General features: G+C 68.6%; 7 protein-coding genes. 1 reads left to right on the top strand and 6 read right to left on the bottom strand.

Annotation, left to right across the window (positions count from 1 at the left end; translation table 11 throughout):
• On the top strand, positions 1–618 hold a 618-nt coding region (locus Rhe02_RS44195), incomplete at its 5' end, for a D-arabinono-1,4-lactone oxidase (protein WP_275412690.1).
• On the opposite strand, the gene Rhe02_RS44190 is transcribed toward Rhe02_RS44195, so the two are convergent.
• From Rhe02_RS44190 to Rhe02_RS44165, 6 genes are all read right to left on the bottom strand, one after another.
• The gene (locus Rhe02_RS44190) at positions 595–1,530 is read right to left on the bottom strand and encodes a hypothetical protein (RefSeq protein WP_203914536.1); all 936 of its coding nucleotides are present in this window, start codon (positions 1,528–1,530) and stop codon (positions 595–597) included. The two genes, Rhe02_RS44195 and Rhe02_RS44190, sit on opposite strands and share 24 nt — an antisense overlap.
• Before the next feature lie 15 nt (positions 1,531–1,545).
• The gene (locus Rhe02_RS44185; RefSeq protein WP_203914535.1) at positions 1,546–2,478 is read right to left on the bottom strand and encodes an NmrA family NAD(P)-binding protein; all 933 of its coding nucleotides are present in this window, start codon (positions 2,476–2,478) and stop codon (positions 1,546–1,548) included.
• Between the two features lie 82 nt (positions 2,479–2,560).
• Positions 2,561–3,544 carry an NAD-dependent epimerase/dehydratase family protein gene (locus Rhe02_RS44180; RefSeq protein WP_203914534.1) on the bottom strand — a complete coding sequence of 328 codons (984 nt, stop codon included), beginning with the start codon at positions 3,542–3,544 and terminating at the stop codon, positions 2,561–2,563.
• Between the two features lie 15 nt (positions 3,545–3,559).
• A complete protein-coding gene (locus Rhe02_RS44175) occupies positions 3,560–4,807 on the bottom strand; it encodes an MFS transporter (protein WP_203914533.1) in 1,248 nt (415 codons plus the stop codon).
• A gap of 3 nt (positions 4,808–4,810) precedes the next feature.
• Positions 4,811–5,080 (bottom strand): PqqD family protein, encoded by a 270-nt coding sequence (locus Rhe02_RS44170; protein ID WP_203914532.1) that lies wholly within the window; start codon positions 5,078–5,080, stop codon positions 4,811–4,813.
• Positions 5,077–5,853, bottom strand: a complete 777-nt coding sequence (locus tag Rhe02_RS44165; RefSeq protein WP_203914531.1) for a hypothetical protein — start codon at positions 5,851–5,853, stop codon at positions 5,077–5,079. The genes Rhe02_RS44170 and Rhe02_RS44165 overlap by 4 nt, the downstream gene beginning before the upstream one ends.
• Positions 5,854–6,040 lie beyond the last annotated feature (187 nt).

Raw genomic sequence — 6,040 nt, 5'->3', positions numbered from 1 at the left:
CAGGGCGGCTTGAGCACGGCGGCGGGCCGGTGGTGGGGGGACTTCAAAGGGAACCGGGTTCATGAGGCGGCGCTGTGGGCGGCATCCTTTGCGCCGCGGGCGACTCCGGCGGTGAATCGGCTCGCCGAGAGGTGGCTGATCGGCGGAGAGGCGCGGATGAGCGGGCGAAGTGACCGGGTGTTCACCTTCCCGATCCGGGTGCGCCAGCACGTGATGGAGTGGGCGATGCCCGCGCAACTAGCCGCCGACGCGGTGCGTGCGGTCAGGAATCTGTTGCAGCGCAAGGGCTTCTTTGCGCACGCGCCGATCGAGGTCAGGTTCGCGCCAGCCAACGACGCCTGGCTGAGCATGGCCCACGGCAGGCCCACCTGCTACCTCGGAGTGATCAGCTACCGGCCATTCGGCCGAGACGTCGTCCACGAGCCCTACTTCCGGGAAGTCGACGCGGCGATGGCCGACTTCGGTGGGCGGCCGCACTGGGCGAAGGTCCACTACCGGGATCACGCCGCCCTCGCCGGGCTTTACCCGCGGTGGGCCGACTTCCTCGATCTGCGCGGCAAACTCGACCCGACCGGGCTGTTCCTCAACGCGGAGCTACGCCGGCTCATGGGCGAGTAGGCGCCACTGCGCCTCGCCGTTGCCGGCGATGAGCATGTCGTCGCTGGTGTCGTAGCTGATGTAGTGGCTGCAGATGAGCACCCTGTCCCAAGCCGGCAGCACCACCTGGGGCGAAGCGGCGAAGTGACCCGCCTCCGCCTCGCTCACATAGCCGTACCGGATCCGCATCCGGTCCAAGGCGGCCTGCGGGTCCAAGTCGACCGGCGGGTTCGCTGCATGCAACGCCTCCAGGACCGACGAGGTCCAGCCAGCCGTCAGCGGCTGGGCCCCGGTGGCCAGCTGGATCAGCCGGGCCCGCGCCGCCGCATCGAAGAAGATGCCCAGCTCGCGTACGAGGTCGAGCGGCTCGTCCGGGGTGTGCAGCATGGCCAGGATGCGGTTGACTATCCGGGCCGTGCTGCGCAGGGTCGGCGCGGCCCCGGCCGGATCGCCCGCGCCGTCGCCCTTAAGCCCACGCAGCCGGACAGTCGCCGGAACCTCTGGCGCACCAAGGCGATCCAGCAGGAGCAGGTAGAGGCTGTCCCCCGCCGCGACCAGGTGCTCGGTCGCGGCGACGCGGTCCAGGGTGCCCGCGTTGTGCTGATAGCGCCACAGCTCCAGCGCCATGTGCCGGGTCAGCCGCAACGGCACCGCGGCCAGCGGCGCGAAGCCGTGGCCGGCCAGGAACTCCAGGCACGCCGGGATCCGCCGGCCGGCCACCGCGTCGGGCCGGAACAGGATCGAGGCCAGGGGTCGCAGCCGCCCGGCCAGCTCGCCGCCCCAGGCCGCCTCGAGCTCGGCCAGCGCCTGCCGGAAGTAGGTGTCCAGCGAGAAGTAGGCCGCCTTCTCCGGCAGGCGGGTCAGCGCCGGCCAGCGGTTGACCGCCGGATCGCCGATGGCGGCCAGTTCCAGCCTTCGCGGCAGGGTCAGCACGAGACCGGTGTCCCTTCAGAGCATGTGGTGCTGCGGCGGTTTGGGATGGGTGCACAGCGCCGCGCCCGGGCCACCGAAACAGCAGGCATGACTGGTAATCCATTCCTGGGCGGTCTCCGGCTCGCGGCCCAGAATGCCGGCGAAGGCCGGGTTGGGTGGCAGGTCGTTGCCCGCGTTGACCTCGTCCCACAGCTGGAGCACCCCGCGCGCCGCGTGCTCGGACATTCCCTTGCGCACCAAGCCTTGGACGAAGTCCTCGGCCGGCTGCCTGCGGAAGGTCACCGGCTCGCCCACCGCCTCGGAGAAGAACTGCGCCAGCTCGCGGCAGGTGGTCTGGCGGGTCGCCGTCCAGTGGGTGTCGGCGAATCCGGGGTGGGCGGTCGGCGCGGCGAGCACCTGCGCGCACACCTCGCCCAGATCCCAGCAATTGACATAGGAGAACTTGGCGTCAGGGTCGACCGGGTAGGCGAACTCGCGCCGGGTGGCGATGCTTGGTACCTGATAAAGCAAATTCTCCAGAAACACCGGCAGGTGCAGGGTGTGGTGGGCGATGCCGGAATCGGCCAGCATCTGCTTGACCGCGTTGGCCTCCTGGGCCAGGGTCAGGCGCGGATCGTGGTGCTGCACGCCCAGGCAGCAGATGTAGTCGATGCCCACCGCCCGAGCGGTGTCCACATAGGAGCGGGCCACCTGCACCCTGTTCTGGATGGGTGGCACCATCAGCAGGCTCTGGCAGTCCGCGAGCACGTCGGCCAGGGTTTCCGGCCGCGCCGGGTCCCATTCGACCAGTTCGACCGGCATGCCGTCGCAGGCCAACTTGGCGTCCTGGGCGTCGGGCACGCCCAGCCGCAGTTTGATGTCGGGCCGCTGCGCGGCGAGGGTGCGCAGCGTGGTGTGACCGACCTTGAAAAAGTTCTTGGTGGCGCCCGAGACCGCAACCCGTCTCATGCCATGGCCTCCTTGCGTCGGCCATCACCTGCGGTGAAAGCATGAGAGAATCCCAATTTCATGATGATCTCGACAAGCTCGCTCATACCAGCGCCTCCCGTGCCGCGGAAGCCTGTAGGTTGACCTGCTCGGCGATCCAGCTGTAGGTGATGGCCAGGCCGCGTTCCAAGGCCACCGCGGGCGACCAGCCGAGCACCTTGTCCAGCAGGCTGTTGTCGGAGTTGCGGCCCCTGACGCCCTGCGGGCCGGGCACGTGTTTGAGGCTGATGTCGCGTTTGCCGGAGACCCCGATGATGATCTCGGCGAGCTCGTCGACGGACACCATCCGGTCGCTGCCGAGATTGAGCGGCTGCTCGAACCCGCTGTCCATCAGCCGCAGGATGCCCTCGATGCAGTCATCGATGTAGCAGAACGAGCGGGTGGCCAGGCCGTCGCCCCATACCTCGATCGCCTCGCCGTCGACGGCCTGGGCCACCTTGCGGCACAGGGCCGCCGGGGCCTTCTCCCGGCCACCGGTCCAGGTGCCGTTGGGGCCGTAGACGTTGTGGAAGCGCACAGTACGGGTGGAGATGCCGTGGTCCGCGCCGCCGTACCGGTTCATCAGCTCGCCGAAGATCTTCGCCCACCCGTAGGCGTCCTGCGGGGCGGCCGGGAAGATGTCGCTCTCCTTCAGCGGCGTGACGTCGGTCTCCTCCTGCAGGTACTCCGGGTAGACGCAGGCCGAGCTGGAGTAGAGATACCGTTGCACGCCATGGATTCTGGCCGCCTCGAAGGTATTCAGGTCGATCAGCGTGTTGTTGTGCAGGATCGTGGCGTGGTTGGCCGAGATGAAGCCCATGCCGCCCATGTCGGCGGCCAGCGCGTAGACGTCCTGGGCGCCGCGCAGCGCATACTCTGCCTGTTCGGGCCGGCGCAGGTCCAGCACCTCGAACTCGTCGGCGTCGCTGGCCCCGAAACCGGGCGGGACCAGATCGACGCCGCGAACCCATTCGCCACGTTGCTTCAAGGCGGTGACCAGGTGGCTCCCGATGAAGCCTCCCGCGCCGGTGACCACTATGCGTCGCACATGAATCTCCGTTCGTCAAAAGGGTGACCCAGTCTTGGTCTCCACCATGTGCAGGTACACGTCGCGGGTGCGCCGCGCCCAGCGCGTCACCGGCGGCACGGCCAGCCCGGCGGCGAGCATCAGCACGCCGAAAAGCAGCCAGCCCGGCCAGCCGTAGCCGATGATCAGCGCGCCCGCCAGCGCGGGCGTGGCCACCCAGGCGATCTGTTCGGCCATCCCGAACAGGCCCTGATATTGCCCGTGCGCGTGTTCAGGGGCCAGGTCGTAGGAGAGGGTCCAGGTGCCCGCCTCGAAGAGCAGCTCGCCGAGGACATGGGTGGCCGCGCCGATCATCAGCGCCACCACGGCTACCCAAGCCGGCTGTCCGGCCGCCGCCGCCCAGATGACACAGGTGGCCGCGAGCAGCAGCCCGGCCCGGCGATGGGCGCGGGCCGCGGCCGGCACCTCCTCCACGCCGCGGCTCACCCTTACCTGCCACAGCACCACCATGATGGTGTTGAGCAACACGATGGCCGCATAGACGGACAGCGGCGCGTCGGTGCGCTCCGCGATCCACAGCGGCAACGCGACCTGCAGCAGGCCGTTGTTCATCGCCAGCACCGCAACCAGCAGGGCCAGCACGGCCACCGGCCGGTCGCGCAGCACCAGCAGCCGCGGCCCCTCCTGCGGTTTGGGCACCGGCGGAGTCGGCGCGACCAGCAGGTAGACCAGCGCGGCCACGGCCACCATGGCTCCGGAAACCCACATCGCCGCCAGGTAAACGGTTGACGTGTCGTTGGTCAGCGCGAGCCCACCCAGCACCGCGCCCAGCGACACCCCGACGTTGGCCACCGACCGCAGATAGGCCCGTGACCGGACCCGGTCGGCCACCGGCACCGCCGCCGCGACCAACGCGCCGCGAGCCGCACCGGCCGCCGACTCGAAGGTCAGCACCAGCGTGGCGACCGCCACGAACGCGGCGAAGCCGGCCACGAAGGCGTACCCGCAAATGGCTATGCCTTGCAGCACAGCGAAAACGACGGTGGTGTTGCGCGGGCCGAGCAGGTCGGCGCCGTACCCGGCCGGGACGCTGGCCAGCGCGCCGATCACCGAGGCGATGGTCAGGCCCACGCCCACCTGGGCGGCCGGCAGCCCGGCCGACCGGACGAAGTACAGGACGCTCACAGTGATCAGCAGACCGGTGCCTATGGTGCGCAGCAGGTTGCTCAGGGCGAGGATCCGGATCGGCCCTCGCGGCGGGATGAGATCGGATAGGACAGACATCCGTCAATCCTTGACCGTGATCAAGCCGTCGGCAAGCAGCGGCTCCAGCGCTTCGGCCACGTCCGCGGTGGCCTCGTCGGGGTCGATGCCGTACTCACCGGCCAGCGCCGTGCCGATGTCGGCCACGCTGTGGACGCCGTCGATGCGGCGCCAGATGAACGACGCCACCACATCAAGCTCGTAGACATGTTCCTGGCGGGCCACCATCAGCCCGTCTCCGCCGTTGCGCACCCGAACATCCAGGCGCAGCGCGGGCACGCTCGCGCCGTTCACACCACCACCTCCGTGGCGATCCGGTTGCAGCGCGCCAGGACCTGCTCCACCCAGGAACGCGGCGTGGCCGGGTCGAAGTCGCGCATCGTTTCCACCGACCAGTAGTCCTCAAAGGACAGTTCCTTGGGGGTGACCACCCGCATCCGACGGGCGCGCCATTTCTCGTTGTTGCCGAATTCGCCATGGCTGGCCAGCAGGGCGTCCACGGCGCTGCCGAAGGCGAGCTTGGCGGCGATGACCGCGCTTTCCACGTCATCGCTGTCGAGCTGGCCGGTGGCGTCCTCGGTGGACAGATCGAGGTAGTCCAGCGCGCGGGCCACCATCAGGGACCGGAAAGCGGATGCCTCACGGCGGCGGGCCAGCTCGGCCAGGTAGCTCTGCCCGGCCAGGGCCACCCCATAGCTGACCCGTTCCAGAAAGTCGTTCTCCAGCCAGGACATCTGGCGCGCGGCCGCTCCACCCCGGTTGACATCCTCCCAGCCCACCTTCTCCAGCAGCTCGTCGACCTGCTCGGCGTGCCAGTACTCGATGTCCCAGCGGCGTCCGGCCAGATGGTGGATTTCGGCCGGTACCAACCCGTTGCGCAGCTGGACCGGACGCGGGTCAGCGCTTCCGCTCTGCCACGGCGAATCGGTGACTATATATATGTCAACGTCGCTGGTCTCGTTACCCCAGCCGCGGATGAGCGATCCGGCGACGAACACGCATTGATATGTAGCCGGTAACAGATGGTGCCGGACCAGCTCTGGCATGATCCGATCTAGATCGATCATGGCTACCTCCCGTTGAAGCGGCCAGCGTAAGAACGAAAACTCGAGCCCCGCTGGATGATGTTCACAATCGGCTCGACCGTGGCTCTACACCGGTCAGCAAGACTTGCCCTCCTACGCAAAAGGAGGTGAGCGGAATGAAGAAGTACCAGAAGCCGAAGGTGTCGAAGGTTGGGTTCGGCGCCGTTCT

It is taken from the genome of Rhizocola hellebori, assembly GCF_016862955.1.
GTDB classification, from domain to species: Bacteria; Actinomycetota; Actinomycetes; order Mycobacteriales; family Micromonosporaceae; genus Rhizocola; species Rhizocola hellebori.
The sequence above is the reverse complement of the archived record's forward strand: the minus strand, read 5'-3'. Positions and strand labels throughout refer to the sequence as shown.